Below are 26,665 nucleotides of genomic sequence, written 5' to 3'. Positions count from 1 at the left end.
AATATGTTATGAAAAATAATCTGTTTTCCACTTCTATGGTTGTACTGCCGATAATATCGGCAGTACAACCTATTTGGGCCCAGAAAGTGTCCAATAAACCGTTGAATATTGTTTGTATTTTTACGGATGACCATGCTTTCCAGACCATAAGTGCTTACGGACATCCTATTTCAAAGTTGGCTCCGACACCTAACATTGATCGTTTGGCTGGGAATGGCATGCTTTTTACGCAATCTTTTGTAGAGAATTCCATTTCAGCTCCAAGCCGGGCGACCCTTTTAACGGGCTTGTATAGTCATCAGCACGGACAGACGAGGTTGGGGTGCTGTTTGAATCCACAGAAACAATGGTTTACCGAGCTGCTACAAAAAAAAGGATATGTAACTTCAGTCTTTGGAAAGTGGCATTTGAATGTTGAGCCGAAGGGGTTTGACCATTATGACATTCTTTTTGATCAGGGTGAATACTATAATCCCAAGTTCCGTCGTCCTGATACAAACGGAGAATATATAAAAGAAAAAGGATATGCTACCACGTTGATAACCGATCATGCCATAGAGTGGTTGGAGAAAAACATCTCCGATGAGAAGCCTTTCTGTGTCCTTGTAAATCACAAGGCACCTCATCGTAATTGGATGCCTGACTTTCCCAATATGCATTTATTTGAGGATGTGGATTTTCCAGAACCTGAAACGCTATTTGATGACTATACGACACGTGGTCCGCAGATGAAAACTCAGGAGCTGACAATTGATCGGCACATGGGGTATGCGTTCGATTTTAAGGTGAGAGAATTGAAGAACGAACCTACATTGCAATATATTAGAGACAGTTGGCTGATGGCAATGGCTGAGATGGATAGCAAACAGCGTGCCACATGGGAAGCTATTTATGACAAGAAAAATGAAGAATTCCTGAAAAATCCTCCGGTTGGAAAGGATTTGCTTCGGTGGAAATATCAACGGTATGTAAAAGAGTATTGTCGGACTATCCGTTCGGTAGATGAACAAGTGGGCCGTTTGCTTGATTATTTGGAAGAAAAAGGAGTTCTGGATAATACAGTGATAGTTTATACCTCTGATCAAGGTTTTCTGTTGGGAGAGCATGGACTGTATGACAAGCGCTTTATGTATGAGGAGTCTTTCCGTACACCTCTGATTATTTCGTGCCCTTCTTTAGTCAAGAAACATTCGGTATGCAAAGAGCTGGTGCAGAATATTGATTTGGCACCGACTTTCCTGAGCCTTGCAGGAGTGGAGGTGCCGAAAGAGATGTCTGGGCGCTCTTTATTACCGTTGTTTAAAAATGGAAAGGCGGAAAATTGGCGAAATGAGTTATACTATCATTTTTACGATTATCCGGCAGTGGGTAGTGTACGCAAACATGATGGCATTCGCACTAAACGCTACAAATTGATTCATTGGTATGGAGAGGGTAGTGGGAATGATGAAGCTATTGACTTTTGGGAATTGTATGATTTGAAAAAAGATGTGATGGAGGTCAATAATGTATATGATAACCCGAAGTATGTAAAAGTACGGGAAGCACTGACTGTTCAATTGGAAAAACTGCGTAAAGACGTGGGAGTGACAGAATAGATATTTTATATAAAAATCCATGAAAATGAAAAAACAAAACTCTATAATGACAGCCTTTCCGGTACTTTTCGGTTTCTTTGTGATGGGCTTCTGTGATATTGTCGGTATTTCATCAGACTATGTTCAGCGTAGTTTTAACTGGTCACCTATGATGACCGGGTTTGTACCTTCAATGGTGTTTGTTTGGTTCTTGTTTTTAGGAATTCCGATAGGTAATCGGATGAATAAATGGGGACGTAAGAATACCGTACTTGTTAGTATGGTGATTACAATTGTAGGTATGATTCTGCCATTATTGGCGTATGATGGTGTAACTTGCATGGTGGCTTATGCCTTGTTGGGTATAGGAAATGCTATTTTACAAGTTTCTTTAAATCCGTTGCTTAATAATGTTATAACTAACAAAGCTTTCCTGACAAGTAGTTTGACAGTTGGGCAGGTAATAAAAGCGGCTTCTTCTTTAGTCGGTCCGGAGATTGTATTGCTGGCTGTCCATTATTGGGGGATGGATAAATGGTATTATTGCTTCCCCATTCTTGGCTTCATCACTTTATTGTCGACAGTTTGGCTGATTGCAACCCCTATTGAACGGGAAAGAAATGTTGTGTCGAACAGTGATCTTTCCATGAGGAATACGTTTGCTTTGTTGAAAGACCGGACTATTCTATTACTGTTTTTAGGAATTTTCTTTATTGTAGGCGTGGATGTGGCGACAAACTTTATTAGTTCGAAACTTATGTCTATCCGTTTTGGATGGTCTGATGAGCAAGTAAAATTTGCTCCTCAAGTCTATTTCCTTAGTCGTACGATTGGTGCTTTGTTAGGGGCGTTCTTGTTGACCCGTATTGCAGAAATGAAATATTTCCGTATAAATATTGTAGCTTGTGTCGTTTCGCTGTTAGTTTTAATGGGAGTGGAAAAGGATGTGGTGAATATAGTTTGTATTGGTGCAGTAGGCTTTTTTGCTTCATCTGTTTTCTCTATTATTTATTCAATGGCTTTGCAGGCGCGTCCGGAGAAGGCAAATCAGATTTCCGGTCTGATGATTACAGCGGTTGCCGGAGGTGGAGTGGTAACTCCAGTTATCGGTTTTGCCATCGGTACTGTAGGTATTATCGGTGGTGTTGTGGTGACGTTGGCCTGCGTATTATATCTAACGTATTGCGCTTTTGGTATAAAAGTAACTTCTTGTGTAAAGTGATTCGTTTTTTGATACTATTAATACATCATCATTTTTATTTTTTAAGCGTCTTCGAAAACGAAGACGCTTTTTTGTGTTGTATGGTTTCTTTGGTATGATGATTTAATGAAAATATAATTTTATACCTTATAATTAATGTGTGAACATTGAAGTGTGTTGTGTAATCATTTTGATAAATACGGGCTTTGCTGGGATGTTATTCTTTGAAATGTTTGTTTTTTAATATTGTAGTTAAAGATGTTTTTAAACATAATTAGTTAATTATTAGTAGTTTAAGTTTTAATATGTATTCTTTTATAAATAATTTAGTGATAAATTAATTTAAGTTTAGTTTGACTTTTAATTTATTACATCTCATTTTTTTATAAAAAAAACTTTGTTTTACTTTTGCTTTTTGAATTTATTATATATATTTGCTGCATCTATATGTTCATACATATAATGAGGTTTGTTTTTGTTGAGACTACTTTATATGTTTAGCAGTTTTATTAAAAACTAATATTTTGTGGAATGAAAAAAATCATTACCGTTATTTTGTTATTAATGATGTTCATTACCGGATATGCACAACGTATTGTTGTGTATAAACAGTTGGATGAGAGCTTAATTAAAGTATCTGCCAGTAGCGAATTGAATAAAGGAACTATTTGTTCCGTAGTTAATGGAGATGGAATGCAGGGGTGCTATCATGTGGCTAATAACCTGGGACATGGCATGTGGTTGTCTGAAGTTTCTAAAAAGCCAGTTCGTTACAATAAGTCTACTCATGAAGGAGTTGTCTGGTTTTTGTGTGATTTTGGTAAAAGTAGAAAATGTCCTGAAGTAGATTTGATTCAGATATGGAACTATAATCAGAATGAGCATACTCGGCGTGGACTCAATAAGGTATATATAGAGTACTCAGAGGATGGGAATAAATGGCAATTACTAAAGAATGGTGATTTGGAATATTATTTAATTCCTGAATCGGTAGGACGTAATCCTGGATCCGTGGATTTTTCTTTGGATACTAAAGGTATAAAAGCACGTTATATATGCTTTACGGCTGCGTTGGATGGAGAAGGTAATCATTATGATCGTAAGAATCCGGTTGTGATACAGGAAGCTGCTGATATGCATCAGAATGTGGATTACTATGGTTTGAGCGAAATTCGTTTTTATAAAAAAACAGTGGTTTCAGTACAATCATTGGGAAAGCTTGATGATATTTCTTTTGTGGCTGGGCAAGGCTATCTAAAGAGTGCTGAAGGTCCTAAACGAGAATTCTTATTACGTTTTAATACTCCATTGTATGCTGGGGCTACCTTAACGTGTCAATTAGGTGATAAAATATGGAATGCTGAAATAGAGGCTTCAAAGACTGGGGTGGATGAGTACAAAGGATATTTCCCTGCTGGATATATGGAAGAGACCTCTTCTTTGGAGATAAAGGTGAATAGCCGTCAAGGTTGTGTGAAACGTAAATATGAAGTGCCAGGAGCAAGAAAGTGGACTGTTTGCTTTTTTCCGCATTCTCATTTGGATATCGGATATACACATCGCCAGGATGATGTGATGAAACTTCAATGGCGTAATTTGGAACGCGCACTCGATTTAGCTGAGCGTACTAAAGAATATCCGGAAGGTTCACGTTACTGTTGGAATACGGAGGCTACATGGGCAGTTGCTGCATATTTGAAAAAATATGCAGCAACTGAAAAGGCTGAACGTTTGAAGCAGGCCATTCGCGATGGTATTATTAATGTTGATATGTCTTTGGGAAGTATTTTGACTGGGATTAGCCGACAAGAAGAATTGATGCATATTTTTGATGATGCACATTGGATTAGTGATGAAGTGGGAGTAGAGCTGAATACTGCAATGATGAGTGATGTGCCTGGGCAAGCTTGGGGATTGGTCACTGCAATGGCTAAGAATGGAGTGAAATATTATTCACCCGGACCAAATTATGTACCTTTTTATGGGAGGATAGGAAATGACCGTGCTGCTGCTTTACATGTCAGATGGGGTGATAGACCTTTTTATTGGCAATCTCAATCAGGTACTGATAAAGTACTTGTATGGCAGGCAGGGCGCGGTTACTCATGGTTTCATGGCTGGTTGGCTAACCGTATCGGAGTTTGTGGACTTGAGCCAATCTGGGACTATTTAACAGAATTAGAAACTGAGGAGTTTCCATATCAAACTTGTTATTTACGTTATACAGTTCATGGTGATAACGGCCCTCCCGATCAATCAATGTCTGATGTAATCCGTGAGTGGAATGAACGTTATGAGTCTCCTCAATTCCGTATATCAACTGCCCGTGAGTTCTTTATGAAATTCGAAGAACAATATGGCGCTGAATTACCCGTCTTTGCTGGTGACATGACTCCCACTTGGGAAGACGGAGCGGCTTCTACTGCTTGTGAGACAGCAATGAATCGTACTACTGCTGCACGCTTGGCACAGACTGAAACTATTTGGAGTATGCTTCATAAAACAGACGCTTTCCCAGATAAAGCTTTTAAAGAAGCATGGAAAAATGTGATACTGTTTTCTGAGCACACTTGGGGGGCTTCTGCTAGTGGAACTGACCCGCATTCTAAATTTACAAAAGATTTGTGGGAAGGGAAAAAAGCTTATGCTGATAATGCAAGTAATCAGTCTCAAATATTATATAAACAGGCTTTAAGCCCATTGCATGTCGACAAAGGTGGGGATTTTGTACATGTGCTGAATACAAATCTTTGGAATCGTACGGATGTAGTGTTTTTGGATTCAATGGTCAATTTGAATGAAAAAGAATTGATAACCAGGACTGGTGAAAAAGTAGAGACACAGCGTCTGTATGATGGCCGTTGGGCTTTTGTTGCTGAAAATATACCAGCACTTTCTTCTGAGGTATATCAAATCGTCTCGAAGAAAAAGAGTTCAAGACGTTTCGTTTCCATGATTGCAGAGAATAAAATATTAAATAATGGAATTGTACGCGTTGAAATTGATGAGGTGAAAGGTACAATTAGTTCTTTCAAAAGAGTTGGTGACTCTTATGAATATGCTTCGAATAGCGGTTTGAATGATTATTTATATACTGGAAGATATGCTTCTGACCCACAGGGAATCGAACAGATATTAAATATAAGAGTGTTGGATGATGGAGCGGTTGCTGCTACACTGCGTATAGAGTCTAAAGCTCCAGGATGTAATACTTTATGGCGTGATGTGACAGTTTACAAAGGGATAGATAGGGTAGATATTTGTAATACGTTGGATAAGCAGGATATTTTAGATTTTGAAAATGTGCGTTTTGTTTTTCCATTCAATATTCAGCAACCTGAAATTACAATGGATCTTGCCATGAGTGAAATTCATCCTGAGCGTGAGCAACTGGAGGGAGTAAACAAACATTATTATTCATTGCAAAACGGATTGGCTGTGGGAGATTTGGAGCATGCAGTCTGCCTGACCACCGTTGATGCGCCTTTTGTTGAACTGGGTTCGCCCTCAGGGCTTGATTATCGCCTGAATCCCCGTCATGGATATGGCTGGTGGCAGTCTGCCAAGATATCGCCGATTGTCTATTCATGGGTAATGACGAATACATGGAGGACTAATTATAAAGCATCACAAGGAGGCACAGCGAAGTTTCGCTATTCTTTGCAGCCTTGTAATCCGCTTGACCTGAAATTGAAACAGCGAGGAGCTGAACGTGAGATGGAATTGGTGGCTGTAGCCAGTCGTTCTTCTCAGAATATAGAGCAGTTGTTTCGGTTGAAAGGACGCCATCGTATTGCATTATCCAGTATCAAACCTGCTGACGATGGAAAGGGGTATATTGTCTGCCTGCACAATATGGGTAAGCAGAGTGTTTGTTCATCATTTGTTTGGGGTAGTATAAGGCCGCGTGAAGTAAGTGTATGTGATTATCGTCAGAAGGCCTTAAGACCTTTTAATGACGAGATGTTTTGGATGAAGCCTTATGAATATATCATGTTGAAAGTAATAATAGAATAATCATCAAATTGCAATTTTAAATTTAATAAGTATGAAAAAGTTAGTGGTACAGAATCTTTTAAAGGTTTGGTTGTGTGCAATGGTGTCGTTCATGACAGTGACGTTGTATGCACAAGGGAACTCTTTTAAGGTATCGGGTACAGTAAAGGACAACACCGGTGAGCTGGTGATTGGCGCGACTGTCATTGATACCAAGACAAAAAATGGATGTGTGACGGACGTTGATGGAAACTTTTCTTTAGAGGTGACGTCAAATTCGTCGATTAAAGTAAGTTTTATCGGATATAAGTCACAGACGATTGCCATCAAGGCAGAACAGAAGGTTTATAATGTCATCCTTCAAAGTGACAATGTTTTGATTGATGAACTGGTAGTGGTAGGCTATGGAGTGAAAAAGAAACAGACATTGACCGGTGCTGTGTCTGCCGTAAACACGAAGGACATTGTTTCTACAAAAAATGAAAGTTTACAGAATATGCTGACTGGTAAGATTGCCGGTTTACGTGTGGTTCAAAATTCAAGTGAGCCGGGAGCTTTCAATACATCGATGGATATCCGTGGACTGGGGAATCCACTGGTGATAATTGATGGTATTCCTCGCGATAATATGGCACGCGTTGATCCGGAAGATGTTGAGAGTATTTCTGTTTTGAAGGATGCCTCTGCTTCTATCTATGGTGTGCGTGCTGCCAATGGCGTGATTCTTATTACCACCAAAAAAGGTGCGCAAGGGAAACCGGAAATTAATTATTCGGGTAGCTTTACTTGGCAAATGCCTTCCAATTTCCCAGATTTGGTTACTTCACAAGAATGGATGACATTGGCTAATGAAAAGGGACGTCATAATGTAGATGGTGGGGGAGCTTCTTATTCTGATGAAGAAATAGCCGCTGCACAGACTACAGATTGGAAATCAGCAGTATTACGTGGTTCTGCGCCTCAGACACAACATTCCATCAATATTTCAGGTGGGACGGAACGTGTAAATTATTATGCGAGTGTTGGCTATCAAGCGCAACAAAGTTTCTTGCAGACAGATGATATGAATTACGATAAATGGACAATGCGTAGTAATCTTTCTGCCAATATTACTAAGAATCTGAAATTGGATGTTAATCTTTCAGGTTTGATGGATGAGCGTAATACACCGCATTATGGTGCTTATGATATTATTCGTGGTCTTTGGTTGATGCAGCCGATGGATCCCATTTATCAGGAGAATGGCGGTTTTACCCAGCCTTCAAACTCTACTTTGATGAATCCGGTGGCGATGATGGATAAGGATGTTGTAGGATATAAAACTTATAAGAGCAAATGGTTTCAGTCAAGTTTTTCATTGAGTTATGATGTACCTTGGGTAGAAGGATTGAAACTAAAGGGGTTATATAGTTACGATTATATAATGAATGATAATAAGGAGTTTGAAAATACTTGGAAATCATATCGAGATAATCAGGTATGGACGCGTAATGATCCTCCTAAAGTAGGTCGTACATTCTATTCAAAAGATAATACTTTATGGCAAGTACAAGCTAATTACTCTCGTGAGTTTAATGGGCATAATATTGATGCGATGCTGCTGTTTGAGGAATCGACTTATAAGGGGGATAACTTTAATGGTAAAAAGGAACTTTCTATTCCTATAGATCAAGTTTTTGCCGGAAATGCTGATAACCAGCAATTTGGACAGAGTACTGCTGCTTCTGCCTTGTTTGATAATGCCAATCAAGCATTGGTAGGGCGTGTAGCTTACGATTATAAGTCCAAATATCTTATTGAATTTGCTTTCCGTTATGAAGGTTCTTCAAAATTCCCTGCAAATTCACGTTGGGCTATGTTTCCTTCAGTGTCAGGGGGATGGCGTGTCTCTGAAGAAAAGTTTTGGAAAGAATCTTCTTTGAATTTCATTAATAACCTTAAAATACGTGCTTCTTGGGGTAAGATGGGTGACGATGGTGCTTTAGCGTATCAGTTCCTTAATGGTTATACGTATCCGGTAGGTGGGGCAGCATATGCGATGCCGGGTGGTGCCATTTTTGATGGCTCATTTGTCAATGCTTCTGCAACAAAGGGATTGGCTAATCAAAGCATCTCATGGATTGAAGCTAAAACTTTTGATATAGGTTTTGATTTGGAAGCATGGGATGGTCTATTGGGATTGACTGTTGATTATTTCCGACGTGATCGTGATGGATTACTGACCACTCGGGCAGCGAGTCTTCCGGGAGTAGTGGGAGCCGCATTGCCACAAGAGAATCTGAATGGAGATATGACCCGTGGATATGAAATAGAAATAAGCCACCGTAATACCATCAATGAGTTCAGTTATGAGATAAAAGGAAATTTTGCGTATGCCCGTTCAGAAAATAAACATGTGGAAGGTGCGCGGAAAGGTAATTCTTATTTGAATTGGAAACAAAATTCAAACGATCGTTTTACAGATCTTTGGTGGGGATATGGGGCCGGCGAACGTTTTACTTCATGGGATCAAATTTATTACAATTCTATTTATATAGGACGTGGTTCTGTACTCGGTGATTATAACTATGAGGATTGGAACGGTGATGGTTGGATTAATGAATTGGACGAACATCCTTTGACGAACACGGGAGACCGTCCTTTGATAAATTTCGGTTTGACGTTTAATGCAAGTTGGAAAGGTTTTGATGTAAGTCTGTTGTTGCAAGGAGCTGCCAAACGTCATATCTCTTATGATGAGTTGCTTTACAATCCATTGTGGGCTAATACAAATGCTTTGGATCAATTTATGGATCGTTGGCGTCCTGCTGATAGTCATGCAGATCCTTACGATCCGGCAACTAAATGGATTAGCGGTCATTATGCTTACACTGGTTCACTGCCGAACCGGAATTCAGAATTCAATATGCAAAATGCTGCTTATCTGCGTTTGAAAACAATTGAAGTGGGATATAGTCTTCCTAAATCATGGTTGACTAAAATTGGTGTACAAGGGCTGCGTGTTTATTTAAGCGGTTATAACTTGTTTACCATTACCGGATTGAAATATTGTGATCCTGAATTCCCGTCAGGAAATTATGGATATAACTATCCTTTAAATAAAACAGTTACTATTGGAGCAAATCTTAAATTTTAAATGAATATCAACATGAAAATTAAAAAATATATCTTCGCATTTGCATTATGCATGGGGTCATTGACTTCTTGTGTAGATCTGGACATCCCACCAATGAATATTGTTGGTGATAATGATATTTTTGGAAGTACGGCGGGGGTTACAAGCTATATGGCCCGTTTGTATAGTACGTTGCCTGTAGAAGACTTCCGCTATTCGCATGTAAACATGTTCTTTTCGGGAGGTTCTAATTTTGCGCAACCTTCTTGTTTGACTGGTGAAGCTATTAGCCGTGACACGAAGGGGGCAGAGGTTGAAACAGCAAACTATTGGGATGCTGCGTATGCCTTAATACGTGAAACGAACTATTTTATAGAAACACTTCCCAAATATGCTGATTCACATTCTGCTGCTGAAATTGAAAGTTTGTTGGGCGAAGCGTATTTCATTCGTGCTTATACTTATTTTGCATTAGTAAAGCGTTATGGTGGTGTACCTATTGTTAACACAGTAATTGATTATCCGGCTACAGTAAGCATTCCTGAAACACAATTGTTCCGTGATTCGGAAGAGGCTGTCTGGGATTTTATTTCCAGTGATTTGGACTACGCTATTGCGCATTTGTCTGCAAAGAACCAAAAAGGACGTGCCAATAAATATGCAGCTGCAGCTTTTAAATCGCGTACTATGCTTTATGCCGGAAGTATTGCCAAATATAATGATGTGAATGAAGTTTATAATGATGCGCGTATTTGCGGAATTCCAGCAAATCGTGCTGCCGATTATTTTAAACAGGCTTATGAAGCATCGAAGATTGTTGATGAAGGAGGTTATGCTCTTTACAAAGGGGACTGGGCAACTAATAATAAAGATGCACAATATACTAATTTCGTGAATATTTTCTTGAAAGATACGGAAGAGAATATTTTCGTGAAATATTTTGATTACCCGGACTGTGTACATTCATATGATTGTTTTGCACAGCCTACGCAAACCTCTACCGGTGGTAGCAACACAGAAATTTGTCCTACATTGGATTTTGTAGAAATGTTTGAAGGTTTTGAGAAAGATGCCGATGGGCATTTTGCCAACATGAACACGGAAGGTTATTATAAATTGTATGAAACAACAATGGAACCTTTCAAGAATGCCGAACCTCGTTTGCGTGCTACTGTATTGCTGCCGGGTGACGAGTTCAAGGGTGAATCCATTGAAATCCGTCGTGGTATTTGGGTTGGAGAAGGTGATAAAATTTCTCCTCTTCTTCCTTCAGAAGATACCTATGGCTTTTATGATGATTATAGTGCTTATGCTAACGATGCGACGAGTTTGCTGAAATTGGCCAGTCGCGAATCGCAAAATACGGATGCTAATGCAATTCAGTTAAAGGATGGTACAATGATGAAGCGTGCAGGGAAAAGTGGTACAGTGAAGAATCAGGAGATAGGCTGTACGGTTTCCGGTTTCCTTATTCGTAAGTATCTGAATCCTGAACAGAAGAATACAACTTGGAATCAGTCTGTTACAGATTGGATTGATATCCGTTATGCAGAAGTATTGCTCAATCGTGCCGAGGCGGCTATGGAACTTGCAGCTGCGGGTAGTGTTACCGATGATGCCGGTAAGAATTATGTAGAGGAGGCTTTCCGCTGTGTGAATCTTATTCGTGAACGTGCAGGTGCTACGTTGCTTGCTTCTTCTGCAGAAACTTCAATTGATGTAGTGCGTATAGAGCGTCGTAAAGAGCTTGCTTTCGAAAATAAAACTTATTGGGATTTGAAGCGTTGGCGTATTATTGATGATGAGCAGTCTACACGCAGATATCGCACTCTGCAGCCATTCTTTGCAGCAGATGCCATGAAGTATTTCATGGATATCAAGGAGCAGGAATATGGATATACTTATACTTATGATACACGTAATTATTATCAGCAGATTCCGACTGGTGAAATCACCAAGAATCCGAACTGTAAACAAAATCCAGGTTATTAATTATAAGAAACGAAACATTCAATTATGAAAAAGTTAACATATATTTTGTTGTCCTTATGCTTATTGGTAAATTTTACCTCTTGCGATGTGGATAATTATGGAGAACCTGAAGAAACTTTCCGTGGTGCTTTTATTGATAAGGAAACCAAAGAACCTTTCCAAACAGCTATTGGTAATACCGGCATTCGTATCCGTATGATGGAGTATAGCTGGAGTGATACTCCGGAACCTTATGATTTTAATTGTATGCAGGATGGTACTTTCCAGAATACCAAAATATTTGCAGGCAATTATGGTATTATTCCTGAAGGTGCTTTTGTACCATTGGATGAAGAGATTATTGATATAAAAGGTACTGTAGAGAAAACTTATGAGATTGAGCCGCTGTTGCGCGTGAAATGGGTAGGCGAACCTCAGGTCAATGCAGATGGTACTGTGGAGGTGAAGGTTATAATTACTCGTGGTACAAATAATCCGGATTACCAACAACCGCTTACCGAAGCTTGGCTATTTGTGAGCGAAACGAGTTATGTCGGAGATTTCAGCTTCAGTCCGCGTTTTTCTACTCAGTTGTTAGGGGCAGCTTTAACCGATGTTTTAGGTAAAGAAATTACTATTAAGACAAAAGGACAATTCCCTGATTATTCGCGTAAATTCTTTTTGCGTGTAGGTGCTCGTACTACAAAAAGCTTTAGCGGTACCAATCGTTATAACTATACAACAATTAAAGAAATCACAACTATAGCACGTAATTAGTAATAATCTGGATGAGAGTGTATTGGAACCTTGATAAGCACATTGTTTGGTCTGGTTTTTTACACTCTCATCTCTTTTATAGATATTAATATGAAACAGTCCTTTTTTATTTTTATGGTAATTACCCTTATGTTACCTCAGTTCGTTTCTGCAAAAAGGGGGAAAAATAGTTCACAACTTACTGTTATTTCTTATAATATGCGGTATGGTACGGCAGAGGACGGTGTTAATGCATGGGAATTCAGAAAGCCAGCTACTATAAAAATGATTAAAAAGCATAAACCCGATATTTTGGGAGTTCAGGAAGCTTTGGATTTTCAGCTGGCGTTTATTCTTGAGAATTGCACGAACTATGAGGCTGTAGGTGTTGGACGCATTGATGGTAAGCACGACGGAGAGCATGCTTCAATAATGTATAATAAGAAAAAAATAGAATTGTTGGAGTGGGGTAATTTTTGGCTTTCTTCAACTCCTGAAATTCCTTCTATAGGATGGGATGCTGCATGTACCCGTACTGCTACATGGGCACTTTTGAAGGATAAAAAGACAATGGAGAAATTTTATTACGTTAATACTCATTTGGACCATGTCGGAAGAGTGGCACGGAAGGAAGGTCTGAATCTCATCTTAGAAAAGATACAGAAGATTAATCCTGATAATTTTCCATTAATTTTGACCGGAGATTTTAATATGGAGCATACAGATTCTTCCATACAAAAACTGAATGAAAAAATGATAGATGCTAGAACTTCTGCTAAAAAAACGGATTCTTTTGGTACTTTCAATGGATGGGGGACCCGTAGCTCCATTATAGATTATATTTATTATAAAGGGTTTAAAATGTGTACGGAATACGTTACAATTCGAGAAAAATATGCAGGAAAAACTTTTATTTCTGATCACTATCCGATTAAGGGGGTACTGAAGTTTTAATTATGTGAAAAATCATGATGTATTCTGGTTTTCTCACGATGTGTTTGCTAATGGAGGGTTGTTAGAATTATGGATGAGTCCGAAACCGAATAAAAAATGAGGGAAAGACAAGGAAATTCTTAATATGTCCCTACTGAATAGGTTGCTATTATGAAGAAAGGCGAAGAGGTGCAACTCCCTTCGCCTTTCTTCATAACAACTATGGCTTTTATTCTTACAGAATCCCTTGTGCCATCATAGCCTTCGCCACCTTCATAAATCCGGCCACATTGGCACCCTTCACGTAATTTACATAACCGTCGGCTTCTGTACCATATTGCACGCAAGCTTCGTGAATGTTCTTCATAATGCTCTTCAGTTTCTCGTCCACTTCCTCTGCACTCCAGCTCAACTTGATGGAGTTCTGAGTCATTTCGAGACCAGATACTGATACACCGCCAGCATTGGCTGCCTTACCCGGAGCATACAGAATCTTTGCATCCTGAAATACTTTGATGGCTTCCGGTGTAGAGGGCATGTTGGCGCCTTCGGATACTGCCATTACCCCATTAGCTATCAACTGACGGGCATGGTCGCCATTCAATTCATTCTGAGTGGCAGAAGGCAAAGCGATATCAGCCTTTTCGCCCCAAGGCTTGGCTCCTTCCACATATTTCACACCCGGATATTGTTCAGCATATTCGCGGATACGTCCACGATAGAGGTTTTTCAGTTCCATGATGTAATCCAACTTTTCGCGGTCAATGCCGTCCGGATCGTATACATAACCGTCAGAATCAGACATGGTCAATACCTTACCACCCAATTCCAATACTTTCTCGGCCGTATATTGAGCTACGTTACCGGAACCGGAAATCAGACAAGTTTTGCCTTTCAGGTCAGTACCCTTAGTCTTCAACATTTCCATCAAGAAGTAGATGTTACCGTAGCCGGTAGCTTCCGGACGAATCAGCGAACCGCCGAACTCACGGCCCTTACCGGTGAAAGTACCCGTAAATTCATGAGCCAGCTTCTTATACATACCGAACATGAAACCTACTTCGCGACCACCTACACCGATATCACCGGCAGGTACGTCTGTTTCAGGGCCGATATGACGCCACAACTCCAGCATGAAAGCCTGAACGAAACGCATAACCTCAGCATTCGACTTGCCGCGCGGAGAGAAGTCCGAACCGCCTTTACCGCCACCCATGGGCAGAGTTGTCAATGAGTTTTTAAATGTCTGCTCGAAAGCAAGGAATTTCAGGATGCTCAGGTTTACAGAAGCGTGGAAACGAACACCGCCTTTATAAGGGCCGATAGCGTTGTTGTGCTGCACACGATAGCCCATGTTGGTTTGTACGTTACCTTTATCGTCTACCCAAGTAACACGGAATTGGTAAACGCGATCGGGGATGCAAAGACGTTCAATCAGATTGGCTTTGTCAAACTCCGGATGCTTGTTATACTCTTCTTCAATCGTAGAAAGAACTTCTTCTACTGCTTGATGATACTCCGGTTCGTTGGGGAACCGTCTTTTCAGGTCTTCTAATACCTTAGCTGCATTCATAATCTATTTCTTTTATTGGTTGCTACTATATGTTACCTAAAACAATTCGATTTTCGGTTTGTTTCCTTTTCCTCTCATTGCGGTTGCAAAAGTACACATAAAAATGAAACGAGCAAACATTTTATAAAGAAAATGCGGTATAAGACAACATTTTTATTGTTTTATACCGCAAAATGGAATAAAAAGATATTATTTATCCTCTTTTTAGAGACTTTATGACGGGAATAAATACTAAAGCCGCCGAAATGGCAAGCGTTAGAATGATTGGACCGTCAATTCGTTCGATAGATATCAAAACAATGTAGCAAAGTGCTGCCCAAAGCAGCACAATGCAAACTATTTGGAATTTTGATAACGGTCGTCTCATTTGACTGCCTTCTTTTTGTCTACGATAGCATCGATAACTGCTACTGCAGTGATGTTAACGATATCGCGCACAGAGCTCTCAAAATCGGTAAAGTGGATAGGCTTGTTCAATCCCATTTGGATAGGACCAATCAGTTCGGCATCTGTATCCATGGCCTGCAACAGTTTGTAAGCAGAGTTTGCAGAACTCAAGTTCGGGAAAATCAGTGTGTTTACGTCTTTTCCTTTCAGGCGTGTAAACGGGTACTTGGCATCACGCATTTCGCGGTTCATGGCGAAATTCACCTGCATTTCTCCGTCAATGGCAAGGTCAGGATAGTTTTGTTGCATATAATCCACTGCTTCGTGTACACTTACCGGACTTCCTTCCTTATCCGCACCGAAGTTGGAGTAACTCAACATGCCCATTACCGGTGTATGATTGAAGAAGCGGACGGTATATTCCGACAGCTTGGCAATGTCAATCAGCGTTTCGGCATTGGGATGACGGTTAATCAGCGTATCTGCCAGGAAGTATGTGCCTTTCTTGGAGTTCAGAATATGCATGGTGCCGAAATGTTTGTATTCTGGACGGATGCCGATGACTTCCTTGGCGACCTTGATGGTATTGCTGTATTTGGTGTAAAGGCCTGTGATGAAAGCGTCTGCTTCACCCGTCTCCACCATCATCATACCAAAGTAGTTACGTTCGAACATTTTGTCGTTGGCTTCTTCGTAAGTGACGCCTTCGCGGGCACGTTTTTCAGATAGAATGCGGGCATAGCGTTCACGGCGCGGCGCTTCATCCGGATGGCGCAGATTTACTATCTCAATACCTTCAAGGCTAAGGTCTAGTTCTTTTGCCAGCTTCTCGATGGCTTCGTCGTTGCCCAATATTATAGGATGGCAGATACCTTCAGCCTTGGCTTCCACAGCAGCTTTCAGCATATTGGGGTGGATGCCTTCGGCAAATACCACACGTTGCGGGTTGCGGCGGGCGGTGTCGTAGAGCTGGCGGGTCAGTTTGCTCTCGTAACCCATCAGCTCACGCAGTTGCAGGCGGTAGGCATCCCAATCTTCGATGTCTTTGCGGGCTACACCGCTTTCCATGGCAGCTTTGGCCACAGCGCAGGACACTTCGGTGATGAGGCGCGGGTCAACCGGTTTCGGGATGAAGTATTCGGGACCAAAAGTGAAGTTGTTTACGTGGTATGCCTCGTTCACCACATCAGGCACGGGCTGCTTGGCAAGGTTGGCAATGGCGTGTACGGCAGCAATTTTCATTGTTTCGTTGATGGCTTTTGCCTGCGTGTCGAGGGCACCGCGGAAGATGTAGGGGAAACCGATTACATTATTAATCTGGTTAGGATAGTCGGAACGACCGGTGGACATCAGTACGTCCGGACGTGCTGCCATGGCGTCTTCGTAAGAGATTTCCGGAGTAGGGTTGGCAAGGGCAAACACGATGGGATGGTCTGCCATGCTGCGAACCATGTCCTGGGTCAACACATTACCTTTTGACAGTCCAAGGAATACATCGGCGCCTTTGATGGCTTCTGCCAGAGTATGTACATCGCGACGGTCGGTGGCAAAGTAACGTTTCTGCTCGGTCAGATTCTCGCGGTCGCTGGTGATGACTCCCTTACTGTCCAGCATCAGGATATTCTCACGGCGTGCACCGAGCGCTTCATACAGTTTGGTACATGAGGTGGCGGAAGCCCCGGCACCGTTTACGACGATTTTCACTTCCTCTATCTTCTTGCCTGCCACTTCCAGGGCGTTCAGCAATCCTGCGCTGGAGATGATGGCGGTGCCGTGCTGGTCGTCGTGCATCACGGGGATGTCCAATTCCTCTTTCAGGCGGCGTTCTATTTCGAAACATTCGGGTGCTTTGATGTCTTCCAAGTTGATACCTCCGAATGTTGGGGCAATAGCCTTGACAGCTTCGATGAACTTGTCGGGGTCTTTTTCATTTACTTCGATGTCGAATACGTCGATACCTGCATAAATTTTGAACAACAGACCTTTACCCTCCATGACGGGTTTGCCGCTGAGGGCGCCAATATCGCCCAGGCCGAGCACGGCGGTTCCGTTGGAGATGACAGCTACCAGATTGCCTTTTGCTGTATATTTATATGCATCTTGCGGGTTTTTCTCAATTTCGAGGCACGGTTCTGCAACGCCCGGAGAGTAGGCGAGAGAAAGATCGGTTTGTGTACTGTAAGGCTTGGTGGGTACTACTTCAATCTTACCCGGTTTGCCTTGCGAATGGTAGAGCAAGGCTGCTTCTTTGGTTATTTTAGCCATGGTAGAATAGTTAAATTGGTTATAATTTGGCTGCAAATGTAGGTATAAAAGTTCTAAATTGTAGCTCGCTGTCAATAAAATCTATTACTTTTATCAGTTAATTAGCTTAAAATGCTTATTTTTGGCATCAGATTTTAGAAATTACCCCCATTTATTAACTTAACACATGAGTTGCATGAGAATTTTGAAACTTCCTCTGGCAGGATTATTATTTTGTGTAATGGCACTATTTGCTGGATGTAAAACGAGTAATGAACCTAAGGCACCGGTTGCTCTGACCTGGGAAATGGGTGCAAGTGACATCGAACCCGGATATTATGAGAATACCTTTATTCTCAAGAATATCTCTCAAAAACCTCTAAAAAAGAACTGGACGATTTACTATTCACAGCTTCCCCGAGGGGTGAAGCAGGAAGGAGCCTCTGAAGTGAAGGTAGAGGTAGTGAACGGTAATTTTTTCAAAATGTATCCGACAGACGAATTTGCTTCGCTGGCTCCCGGTGATTCCATGCGGATTACTTTCCTTTGCACTTACAAGCTGGACCGGAACTCCCATGTACCGGAAGGAACTTATTGGGTGGAGACTGTGGATGGTAAAGAGGGCAGTCCGTTGCCCGTGGCTTTGAAGGCGCTGCCGCTTCCTTCTCCCGAGTCAATGAGCGGCTATCCGGATGCGACTAAGATTTATGAATCCAATCTTCGCTTGGCTGGTGCTCCTGCTTTGGTGCAGTCAGACATTCTTCCGTCTGTAAAGAAAGTGGTAGCCATTGAAGGCGATAATGTCGTATTGGAAGGTAAGGTAGCTTTGGCATTTCCGGAGAACTTTGCCGGTGAAGCCAAGTTGCTGAAAGAGAAACTGACTGGTTTGTATGGTTTGGAAGTTGTCGGAAATGCTTCCGTGAAGATTGTGCTGGAAGAACTGCTTGATAGGAAGGAGGCCGTAAATGATGAATATTATACTATCAATATAGGTGACAACCTGATAAAAATCAGTGCTGCCACTCCTCATGGCATTTTTAATGGTACACAGACACTTTTGTCAATGTTGAAGGGCAAGCAGACACCTTATTTGCTGGAGGCAGTCTCCATTCGGGATTATCCGGACTTGGCATATCGTGGACAAATGATAGATATTGCCCGTAATTTCACCGCTCCGGAGAACTTGAAGAAACTGGTGGATATTTTTGCATCTTATAAATTGAATGTCCTGCATTTCCATTTTTGTGATGATGAAGCCTGGCGTTTGGAGATTCCCGGTTTGGAGGAACTGACTGCTGTGGGTAGCCGTCGCGGGCATACCACTGACGAAAGCCAGTGCCTCTACCCATGTTATGACGGTGGCTATGACCCTGATGCAAAGACTGTAGGCAATGGATATTATAGCCGCGAGGAATTTATTGATTTGCTGAAGTATGCTGCCGAAAGACATGTCCGCATTGTTCCGGAAATAGAATCTCCGGGGCATGCCCGCGCTGCCATTGTCTCCATGAAGGCACGCTATAACAAATATTTTGAAACTGATCCGGGAAAAGCTACAGAATATATATTGAGTGAACCGGAAGATACTTCACGTTATGTTTCTGTACAATATTATACGGACAATGTGATGAATGTCGCCTTGCCTTCTACCTACCGTTTTATGGAGAAGGTGATTCAGGAACTTAATGCGATGTATCAGGAAGCCGGTCTTTCATTGTCCACAGTGCATTTGGGTGGTGACGAAGTGCCTCGCGGCGTGTGGATGGGCTCTCCGAAATGCCAAGAGCTGATGAAGGAAAAAGGCATGACGAAAGCTCATGATTTGTCGGAGTATTTCATTACGCAAATGGCGGATGTGATGCAGAAGAACGGACTGAAATTCAGTGGTTGGCAGGAAGTTGCTTTGGGGCATACCGAAGAGGCTCATCAACAGTTGAGGGGCCAGGCTGCCGGTGTGTATTGCTGGAATACTGTACCGGGCTCTGATGAAGTGGTTTATCAGACAGCCAATAACGGTTACCCGGTCATCCTTTGCAACGTGGGCAATTTCTATATGGATATGGCTTACAATGGTCATCCGGACGAGCGTGGACTCGATTGGGGAGGTTATGTGGATGAGTCTGTCTCTTTCTCTATGCTTCCTTTCAGCATTTATCGTTCGCTGCGTGTGGATATGGCAGGCAATCCCATTGATTTGGATAATGCGGAAAAGGGGAAGACTGCTTTGACAGAGATAGGCAAGAAGCATATTATGGGTGTACAAGGGCAATTGTTTGCCGAAACTATCCGTAGTTTTGATGGCGTGGAATATCTTCTTTTCCCCAAAATCTTAGGGCTGGCAGAACGTGGCTGGAATGCTCATCCGGTATGGGAAAACCTGTCCGGCGTGCGGGAGCAGCAGGCTTTCAATCAGGCTTTGGCACTTTATTATGAGAAAATCAGCAAGAGTGAAATGCCTTATTGGGCAAAGAATGGGATTAACTTCCGCTTGCCTCAGCCGGGATTATTGGTAAAAGATGGAAATCTGTATGCTAATGTGGCCATTGATGGTGCTGAAGTACGTTACACAACTGATGGTTCGGAACCTACTGCCCAGTCAACCTTATGGAAAGAACCGGTGAAGTGTGGTTCCCTGGTAGTGAAAGCAAAGACCTTCTACCAAGGCAAGGAAAGTTTGACGATTATATTGAATGTTGAGTAATAGAGAATATTGAAATGAAAAGGGAGTGCATTTTCGGACAATGCACTCCCTTTTGTTTATTCCTTTAGGCGTTCAGCGCTTGTTCGATGTCGGCAATAATATCCTCTGCATTCTCTATACCTACCGAGAAGCGAATCAGGTCGGGGCGTACACCTGCCTCCATCAGCTGCTCGTCTGTCAACTGGCGGTGTGTATGGCTGGCTGGGTGCAGCACGCAAGTACGTGCATCGGCCACATGAGTCACGATGGCCGCCAGTTTCAGTGAATCCATAAACTTGATAGACTCTTCCCGTCCGCCCTTCAAGCCGAAGGTGACAACGCCGCAAGAGCCGTTCGGCATGTACTTCTGTGCCTGCTCGTAGTATTTGTCGCCCGGCAGACCACAATAATTCACCCAAGCCACTTTATCGTTCTGGGCAAGATACTCGGCTACCGCTTGTGCATTCTTGCAATGTTGGGGCATACGCAGGTGTAGTGTTTCCAGACCCAGGTTCAGCAGGAATGCGTTTTGTGGAGACTGGATGCTGCCCAGGTCGCGCATCAGTTGGGCTGTAGCCTTGGTGATGTAAGCCATTTTGCCGAAGGCTTTCGTATAAGTCAGTCCGTGGTAAGACTCGTCCGGTGTGCACAGTCCGGGGAATTTGTCGGCGTGTGCATCCCAATCGAAGTTACCGCTGTCTACAATGGCTCCACCTACACTGGTGGCATGTCCGTCCATGTATTTGGTAGTAGAGTGTACTACGATGTCGGCACCCCACTCAAACGGGCGGCAGTTGATAGGGGTAGGGAAGGTGTTGTCCACAATCAAGGGCACGCCGTGGCTGTGGGCAATGCGTGCAAACTTCTCTATATCGAGCACTTCGAGCGTAGGGTTGGAGATGGTTTCGCCGAATAGGGCCTTGGTATTGGGGCGGAAAGCAGCGGAAATTTCTTTCTCGCTGGCATCTGGGTTGACGAAAGTGACGTCGATGCCCAATTTCTTCAAAGTTACTCCGAAGAGGTTGAATGTTCCGCCATAGATGGTAGAGGAGCAAACAAAATGGTCTCCTGCCTGGCAGATATTGAAAATGGCATAGAAGTTGGCTGCTTGTCCGCTGGATGTCAGCATAGCGGCCACACCACCTTCGAGGGCGGCAATCTTGGCGGCTACTGCATCGTTCGTAGGGTTCTGCAGGCGGGTATAGAAATAGCCGCTGTCTTCAAGGTCGAACAAGCGTGCCATCTGTTCGCTGGTATCATATTTGAAAGTTGTACTTTGATAGATGGGGAGTACACGGGGCTCGCCCTTTTTAGGAGTCCATCCGGCTTGTACGCACAGCGTCTCCGGCTTGAATTGCTTTGCCATAATGTTATCTGTTTTAAAAGTTTCTTATCTATTATCGCGTAAGTTGTCGCAAAAGTAGGGAAAAAATTATAATTTTGTGCTTAAGTATGGTAAAATGCTATAAATTAGCGGCTGGAAATTTGTAGCGAACCGAATAAATGATGAATAATTGGAATATGAAACGCATATTTTGTTTACTGACCATCTTCTTTTGTACTTTGTTTGCTTTTAATGCTTCGGCTCAGGAAGAGCGGGATAGTCCGAGACGTGGAGAAGGAATCTCTGTTTTCCTGGAACGTAACAAGCGCCCGGGGAGAGCCTATTATAAGGAGTTTTTGGAGCTGAACAAGAAACTTCTTAAAGGGAAGGAGGAATTGCGGCTGGGAGTGAAGTATGTACTGCCCCCATTATCAAAGCCGGTTGGCAATGGGAAGAAGACAATCAATGAACCTTTGTTCGGGAAAGCGCTTGCCAGTGTAAAAGTGACATCCAACCGTTTGCAGGGCGCTTGTTTTTATGTAGTGAGCGGGCATGGAGGCCCCGACCCCGGAGCTATCGGCAGAATCGGCAAAATAGAACTGCATGAAGATGAGTATGCGTATGATGTGGCTTTGCGCCTTGCCCGTAACTTGATGCAAGAGGGGGCGGAAGTCCGTATCATTATCCAGGATGCTAAAGACGGAATCCGTGATGACAAGTACCTTTCCAACAGCAAACGTGAGACGTGCATGGGAGCTCCCATACCCTTGAACCAAGTGGCACGTCTCCGGCAACGTTGCGCCAAAATCAATGAGTTTTACAAGAAGGACCGCAAGAACTATAAATATTGCCGTGCCATTTTTCTTCATGTGGACAGTCGCAGTAAGAGCCATCAGACCGATGTGTTCTTTTACCACTCTAAAAGCAAGCCCGACAGCAAGCGTCTGGCTAAGACCATGAAGAAAACTTTCGAATCGAAATATGACAAGCACCAGCCCAACCGTGGGTTTACCGGAACTGTCAGCGCACGCAATCTTTATGTGTTAGCCAATACTTCTCCCGCTTCCGTATTCGTGGAATTGGGAAATATCCAGAACACTTTTGACCAGCGCCGTTTTGTAATCAGTTCGAACCGCCAGGCCTTGGCCAAGTGGATGATGGAGGGTTTCATCACGGATTATAAAAAGGCGAAATAAGGACAATCAACTCTCACTCTCCTTTTTCTTTTCGTGTACCACCACGACTGTAACGGCCGTTATTATCAGCGCCATGCCGATGGCGCTGGCCGGTGTGAAGCTTTCATTGAATATCAGGCAACCGATAACTACGGCTGTCAGAGGTTCCAAGGCCCCGAAAATGGAAGTCAGTGTAGGCCCTATGTATTTAATGGCTTTTACCAGGGTGATGTTGGATATAGCTGTTGCCGGCAGCGCCAGTCCGAGAATATTCAGCCATGTGTAGGTATCATTGGCCAGCCGGATGCCTCCGGTCAGATATCCTCCTATAATAAAGAACAAGGCTCCCAGCCCCATTACGTAGCATGTCAATGCAGTGGAGGGAATCTGCACGGCACGGCTCTTCCTTACTCCTACGATATATCCTCCATAAAAGAATACGGACAGACCGGCAGCAATCAGCCCGATGGTCGTGTTTCCTCCTTCAAAGTCTATTTTGCCGGATGACAAAAGTCCAGCTCCGCTTAGTGACACCAACACGGCAAACAGAATGGCGAATGACCTCTTTTCTCCGAAAAAGCCCATCATGGCCAGTGCCACGGCCAGCGGATACATGAAATGAATGGTGGATGCCACTCCGCTGGATATGTTCTGATAGGCGATGACCAGACTGAAGGAGGTAGCTGCTCGGAGCAGGCTGAGGATGAACACCGTTCCCCAGTCTTTCCTGCTGATGCGGAATGTCTCGCCCAGCATAATGCCGAAAACGACCAAGGTAAGTGAAGCTATTCCCCATCGGTAGGCCAATACTTCGAAAGAGGAGAAGCCCGCAAGGAGTAATGAAATGGTGAAGAAAGGAGCCAGCCCGAAGGTGGCAGAGGAGAGAGCCGCATATATAAACCCTTTTATGGAAACATTTTGCATTTTTTATCTTGATTTTAATGGAGATTTTAAAATTATCTGTTTGCGTCAATTGCTTGATTCGCATTGCGTCGTGCAAAATTAATGAATAAAAACAAGCATACAGACAAGGGAGTGTCCCTTTTTTACAATACAGTATAGATATGGGTATCTAATATAGTATCGACCGGCTTGCCTGATATTTATTCGTTCCATCATGAGGTAAAAATCATTCCACCGCGGAGTAAAAATCGTTCCACCATGGTGGAACGATTTTTACTCCATGGAGGAACGAATACTTGTTCGCTGTCCGGCTCCTAAACTCTTCCGGGGAGAAAGTCTGATAGCTCCGGCAGAACAGTTTGCCTACTCTACCGGAATATAAATCTCTGTCAACAGTTCCTCCGGCGCCGTATCTGCGGGGTTGTTCAGGTAACGTTCCGCACTGGACTCATCCCGTAAGCTACATTCCATTTCGGGGATATACTTCCCGTAGATGGTATCGTATACGGCCTGCAGATGTTCGTATGGACCTTTGTATAGGAATATGGCATAGCGGCCTGCCGCGAGCTGTTTAAATCCGATGTCTCCTTTGGCCGTTGCAAATGAGGGTAGGACCATACATACATCGGTACGCAGCTTTTCAGCGGGTGTCACTTTGGGGTCATCGTGATAGATACAGTAGGGCATCACTTCTCCCATAGGCAGTTTTTCTTCCTGGATGAACTGGCAAAGGCGCATCCATGCGCTGCAATAGTCGTTCAGTTTATAGTCGCCAAAGAGGCGGATGTAAATCACATTTCTGGCAGGAACTTCTTTGATTTCGTGTTTCAGTTCCAGTTCCGGACGAATAATGGCTGGTTTCATAATTACAAAGTTTTTATTGTTACGGTATTCTAATGGTGAAATGCCGTAGAACTGCTTGAATACTTTCGACAGTGACGAAGGCGAAGAGTAGCCTATACGGTAGGCTATGTCCGCTATCGGCATGTCCGAGTAACGAAGCAACCGGGCAGCGGCTTCGGTACGCGTCCGGACAATGAACGTACCGACGGGTTCACCCAGGAAAGCTTTCATGATGCGGTGGAAGTAGAAGGGAGAGAAATGGGAAATCCTGGCCAAAGATTTCAGGTCAATTTCTTCTCCGAGGTGCAGATTTATATAATCCACTACTGCGTTCACACACTTTTGGTATTCCTCCTGGGTTGTCTTTTTCTGCTGCATGGCTCTATTGGGCTTTTTCATGTTGCAAAAATAGGAGGAAAAGAAATAGGTTACTTGTCCGATGTTGCTATAAATGCAATATCTTTAAATAAGATAAGCTATATCCCGGCACAACTTTTTCGTGCAAGCATGAAAGTTTTGCATTCGATTTGCAATATCTTTGCATTTCAGATGAAAAAACAAATGCTTGCAGATGACCGAGGAGATTAAAAGACAACTTTGGGAGTGGGCGGCGGCCTATCATTGCGCCGGCTTCATTCAGAACGACCCCGTACAGTTTCCACATCGCTATGAACGGAAGCAGGATATTGAAATCAGTGGGCTGCTGACTGCCATCATGAGTTTCGGCAACCGTAAACAGATATTGAAAAAGGCTGAAGAGTTGCATAGGTTGATGGGGGTATCACCTCATCAATACGTGTTGTCCTGCCGATGGAAGAATGACTTCCCTGCTACGGACAGAAGCAGTTTTTACCGAATGCTTTCTTATGCTGACTTTCATTCCTATTTCAGGCGTTTGCATGCTGCCTATTCTGCTTTTGACAGTCTGGAGGATGCCTTATGTACGTATGCAGGTAATCCGATGGAAAGGTTATGCGCATTTTTGGAAGTCTCGGCAAAGAGCCCCCAGAAGAAACTGAACATGTTTCTGCGCTGGATGATAAGGAAAGGTCCGGAAGTGGATTTTGGTATTTGGGAGAGATTTGATTGCAGGGACCTGATTGTGCCTTTGGACACGCATGTCTGCCGTGTGGCCTATGCTTTGGGACTCACCGAGACAGAAACATTTTCTTTGAAGAATGCCCGCCGGATTACTGAAGCTCTGGCAGAGGCCTTTCCGGACGACCCGTGCCTGGGGGACTTTGCTTTGTTTGGAAGCGGAGTCAGCGGAGTATTGTAGCGTGTTACCAGTCTATTTCTTGTATCCCTCTGCTCCGTAAGAAATCGTTGGCTTTACTGAAGTGCCTGCAACCGAAGAATCCGTATTCGGCAGAACGTGGGGACGGATGGACGGTAGTCAGAATCAAGTGTCTGCTGCTATTGATTAAAGCGGCTTTTTCTTTGGCGTACGCTCCCCAAAGCATGAATACAAGATTCTCCCGTTCTTCACTCAGTTTCTTGATAACAGCGTCTGTGAAGATTTCCCATCCCATGTTCCGGTGCGAGCCGGTTTCGTGGGCACGTACTGTGAGGACGGAATTCATAGGAAACACGCCTTGCGCTACCCAACGGTCCAGATTTCCGGAAGTCGGAATGGGCTTTCCCAAGTCCTGATGTATTTCCTTGAATATGTTTGCCAGAGAACCGGGAATGGCTATTCCTTTCGGTACGGAAAAGCAGACTCCATAATACTGACCGGGATTAGGATAAGGGTCTTGTCCGAGTATGACGACTTTCACTTTCTCGAACGGGCAAGAGTTGAAGACGTGGAAAATTTGATGGCCGGGAGGTAGCACGTTGGCATGTCCATACTCACTTTTTACAAATGCTACCAGCTTCTCAAAATAAGGTTTGTCAAACTCCTCTTGCAGGCGTTTTCTCCAGCTTTCTTCTATTTTTACGTTCATAAGAGTCTTGCAGTTACATATGAATAGGAAACGATGTTGCA

Annotated in this window: 16 protein-coding genes; 10 read left to right on the top strand and 6 right to left on the bottom strand. The window is 43.0% G+C overall.

Annotated features, from left to right (window positions below):
- Window positions 1-8 precede the first annotated feature (8 nt).
- The 7 genes from DXD78_RS10430 to DXD78_RS10400 all read left to right on the top strand — a co-directional run bounded on the left by DXD78_RS10430 (window position 9) and on the right by DXD78_RS10400 (window position 13,570).
- A complete protein-coding gene (locus tag DXD78_RS10430) occupies window positions 9-1,598 on the top strand; it encodes a sulfatase (protein ID WP_117652711.1) in 1,590 nt (529 codons plus the stop codon).
- A 25-nt stretch (window positions 1,599-1,623) separates the two neighbouring features.
- The gene (locus DXD78_RS10425; protein ID WP_117652722.1) at window positions 1,624-2,799 is read left to right on the top strand and encodes a sugar MFS transporter; all 1,176 of its coding nucleotides are present in this window, start codon (window positions 1,624-1,626) and stop codon (window positions 2,797-2,799) included.
- Window positions 2,800-3,309: 510 nt separating this feature from the next.
- Window positions 3,310-6,795 carry a glycoside hydrolase family 38 C-terminal domain-containing protein gene (locus DXD78_RS10420; protein ID WP_117652710.1) on the top strand — a complete coding sequence of 1,162 codons (3,486 nt, stop codon included), beginning with the start codon at window positions 3,310-3,312 and terminating at the stop codon, window positions 6,793-6,795.
- A gap of 31 nt (window positions 6,796-6,826) precedes the next feature.
- The gene (locus DXD78_RS10415) at window positions 6,827-9,910 is read left to right on the top strand and encodes a TonB-dependent receptor (RefSeq protein WP_117652709.1); all 3,084 of its coding nucleotides are present in this window, start codon (window positions 6,827-6,829) and stop codon (window positions 9,908-9,910) included.
- 12 nt (window positions 9,911-9,922) lie between these two features.
- A complete protein-coding gene (locus tag DXD78_RS10410) occupies window positions 9,923-11,881 on the top strand; it encodes a RagB/SusD family nutrient uptake outer membrane protein (RefSeq protein WP_227740927.1) in 1,959 nt (652 codons plus the stop codon).
- 24 nt (window positions 11,882-11,905) lie between these two features.
- Window positions 11,906-12,637, top strand: a complete 732-nt coding sequence (locus DXD78_RS10405; RefSeq protein ID WP_009038031.1) for a DUF3823 domain-containing protein — start codon at window positions 11,906-11,908, stop codon at window positions 12,635-12,637.
- A gap of 90 nt (window positions 12,638-12,727) precedes the next feature.
- Window positions 12,728-13,570 carry an endonuclease/exonuclease/phosphatase family protein gene (locus tag DXD78_RS10400; protein WP_034529535.1) on the top strand — a complete coding sequence of 281 codons (843 nt, stop codon included), beginning with the start codon at window positions 12,728-12,730 and terminating at the stop codon, window positions 13,568-13,570.
- A 214-nt stretch (window positions 13,571-13,784) separates the two neighbouring features.
- On the opposite strand, the gene DXD78_RS10395 is transcribed toward DXD78_RS10400, so the two are convergent.
- Window positions 13,785-15,122 carry an NADP-specific glutamate dehydrogenase gene (locus DXD78_RS10395; RefSeq protein WP_009038033.1) on the bottom strand — a complete coding sequence of 446 codons (1,338 nt, stop codon included), beginning with the start codon at window positions 15,120-15,122 and terminating at the stop codon, window positions 13,785-13,787.
- 363 nt (window positions 15,123-15,485) lie between these two features.
- Window positions 15,486-17,774 (bottom strand): NADP-dependent malic enzyme, encoded by a 2,289-nt coding sequence (locus DXD78_RS10380; protein WP_117652706.1) that lies wholly within the window; start codon window positions 17,772-17,774, stop codon window positions 15,486-15,488.
- Window positions 17,775-17,949: 175 nt separating this feature from the next.
- On the opposite strand from DXD78_RS10380, the gene DXD78_RS10375 reads away from it, so the two are divergent.
- On the top strand, window positions 17,950-20,454 hold the full coding sequence (locus DXD78_RS10375; RefSeq protein ID WP_009038037.1) for a family 20 glycosylhydrolase: 2,505 nt from the start codon (window positions 17,950-17,952) through the stop codon (window positions 20,452-20,454).
- 64 nt (window positions 20,455-20,518) lie between these two features.
- On the opposite strand, the gene DXD78_RS10370 is transcribed toward DXD78_RS10375, so the two are convergent.
- The gene (locus DXD78_RS10370) at window positions 20,519-21,799 is read right to left on the bottom strand and encodes an O-acetylhomoserine aminocarboxypropyltransferase/cysteine synthase family protein (protein WP_009038038.1); all 1,281 of its coding nucleotides are present in this window, start codon (window positions 21,797-21,799) and stop codon (window positions 20,519-20,521) included.
- 137 nt (window positions 21,800-21,936) lie between these two features.
- Between DXD78_RS10370 and DXD78_RS10365 the strand changes: the two genes are divergently transcribed.
- Window positions 21,937-22,953, top strand: coding sequence for an N-acetylmuramoyl-L-alanine amidase (locus DXD78_RS10365; RefSeq protein WP_009038039.1), 1,017 nt, complete (start codon window positions 21,937-21,939; stop codon window positions 22,951-22,953).
- 6 nt (window positions 22,954-22,959) lie between these two features.
- On the opposite strand, the gene DXD78_RS10360 is transcribed toward DXD78_RS10365, so the two are convergent.
- Together DXD78_RS10360 and DXD78_RS10355 are read right to left on the bottom strand one after the other, a co-directional pair.
- Entirely contained in the window at window positions 22,960-23,856 is an 897-nt protein-coding gene (locus tag DXD78_RS10360) for a DMT family transporter (RefSeq protein ID WP_009038040.1), read from the bottom strand.
- A gap of 342 nt (window positions 23,857-24,198) precedes the next feature.
- Window positions 24,199-25,056 carry a GyrI-like domain-containing protein gene (locus tag DXD78_RS10355; RefSeq protein ID WP_034529538.1) on the bottom strand — a complete coding sequence of 286 codons (858 nt, stop codon included), beginning with the start codon at window positions 25,054-25,056 and terminating at the stop codon, window positions 24,199-24,201.
- A 193-nt stretch (window positions 25,057-25,249) separates the two neighbouring features.
- Between DXD78_RS10355 and DXD78_RS10345 the strand changes: the two genes are divergently transcribed.
- On the top strand, window positions 25,250-25,957 hold the full coding sequence (locus DXD78_RS10345) for a TIGR02757 family protein (RefSeq protein ID WP_009038042.1): 708 nt from the start codon (window positions 25,250-25,252) through the stop codon (window positions 25,955-25,957).
- 4 nt (window positions 25,958-25,961) lie between these two features.
- On the opposite strand, the gene ung is transcribed toward DXD78_RS10345, so the two are convergent.
- Entirely contained in the window at window positions 25,962-26,624 is a 663-nt protein-coding gene (gene ung, locus DXD78_RS10340; RefSeq protein WP_009038043.1) for a uracil-DNA glycosylase, read from the bottom strand.
- Window positions 26,625-26,665: the final 41 nt, after the last annotated feature.

The organism is Bacteroides sp. D20 (genome assembly GCF_003436255.1).
In the GTDB taxonomy this organism is placed as follows: Bacteria; Bacteroidota; Bacteroidia; order Bacteroidales; family Bacteroidaceae; genus Bacteroides; species Bacteroides uniformis.
The sequence above is the reverse complement of the archived record's forward strand: the minus strand, read 5'-3'. Positions and strand labels throughout refer to the sequence as shown.